1 protein-coding gene is annotated in these 1,542 nt (G+C 68.0%); it reads left to right on the top strand.

The annotated features are described in order from the left end of the window. Positions 1 to 71: 71 nt before the first annotated feature. Positions 72 to 1,542: MFS transporter (locus BU197_RS21725; protein WP_188269985.1), on the top strand; the 1,471-nt coding region annotated here is incomplete at its 3' end.

Raw genomic sequence — 1,542 nt, 5'->3', positions numbered from 1 at the left:
GCTCCGTCTGTCGGCCGTCTCGCCGGTATCGGGTCGAAGTGACCGGCACGTGACTAGATGAGGACAGTCGAATGGCAGCAACTCCCAGTGATGTAGAGGTCGACGTGGTGCCTGGTGGTGGTGGGCGTGCGGGCGATGGCAGGTGGGGCGTTCGCGAGTGGGGTCTGCTCGTCAGCGTCTGCGCGGCGTTCTTCCTGGACGCTCTGGACAACATCATGGTCGGTATCGCGGTTCCGCCGATCCAGGCGGATCTGGGGATGAGTACCGAGTCCGTGCAGTGGGTGGTCAGTTCGTACGTTCTGGGCTTCGGCGGTTTCCTGCTGCTGGGCGGACGTATGGCCGATCTCCTCGGCCGGCGCCGGATGTTCCTCCTGGGCGTGGCGGTCTTCGCGGTGGGGTCCCTGGTCGGGGGGCTGACCGGCGAGGGCATCGTGGTGATCGTCGCCCGGTTCGTCATGGGCATCGGCGCGGCCTTCACCGCGCCGGCCAGTCTGTCCATCATCATCACCAACTTCAGGGAAGGTCCCCAGCGCAACCGTGCCGTCGGCATCTACACCGCCTGCGGAGCCGTCGGTTACTCCACCGGTGTCATCGTCGGCGGCGCCCTCACCTCGATCAGCTGGCGCTGGACCTTCCTCCTCCCGGTCGTCGTCGCGGTCATCGCCTTCGCGGGCGCGGTGTGGCTGGTGCCCCGTGACCCGCGCGGGGAGCGGCGCGGCGGCAAGTTCGACGTCACCGGTGCCATCAGCGTCACCGCCGCGATGCTCCTCTTCGTCTACGGCATCGTCGAGGCGCCCCACGCGGGCTGGACCTCCCCCCGCACCCTCGGCACCCTGGCCGCCGCGATTGTCCTGCTCGTCCTCTTCGTCATCGTCGAGCGCCGGGCCGCCGAGCCCCTGCTCCGCCTCGGACTGCTGCGCAACCGCGCCCTGGTGGGCGCGAGTCTGGTCGCCGCGGCCATCCTCGGCACTTACATGAGTTTCCAGTTCATCGGCGGTCTCTATCTCCAGACGCTGCGCGGGTGGTCGCCGATGGAGATGGCCCTGGCCTTCCTGCCCATCGGCCTGCTGATCATGACGATCGCCCCGCGTGCCGGGAAGCTGATCGCGCGCTTCGGCATCCAGTGGATGATCTTCGCGGGCTTCGTCGCCTACACCGCTTCCTACCTGCTCTTCCTGCGTATCGACGAGACGTCCTCGTACCTCTGGGTCATCCTGCCGAGCATCGTCCTCATCGGCATCGCCTTCCCCTTCTCCTTCCCCGCCGCCAACGTCCAGGCGACCAACGGCGTGGCCGAGTCCGAGCAGGGACTCGCGGCAGGCGTACTCCAGACGGGCTACCAGGTGGGCGCGGCGATCGTCCTCGCCATCGTCACCGCCACCATGGCAGCCGAAGACGACGGCAAGGGCACGGCCTCGACACTCACCGGCTACCACTCCGGCCTCTACGTGGTAACCGCCATCTCCATCGCCACCCTGGCCCTCACCCTCACCGCCGCACTCCGCGCCTCAACCCGACGCAAGACAGCAACACCCTCCACGT

Source organism: Streptomyces sp. CBMA291, assembly GCF_014596525.1.
Lineage (GTDB): Bacteria > Actinomycetota > Actinomycetes > Streptomycetales > Streptomycetaceae > Streptomyces.
This window is presented reverse-complemented; position numbering and strand designations above follow the sequence as displayed.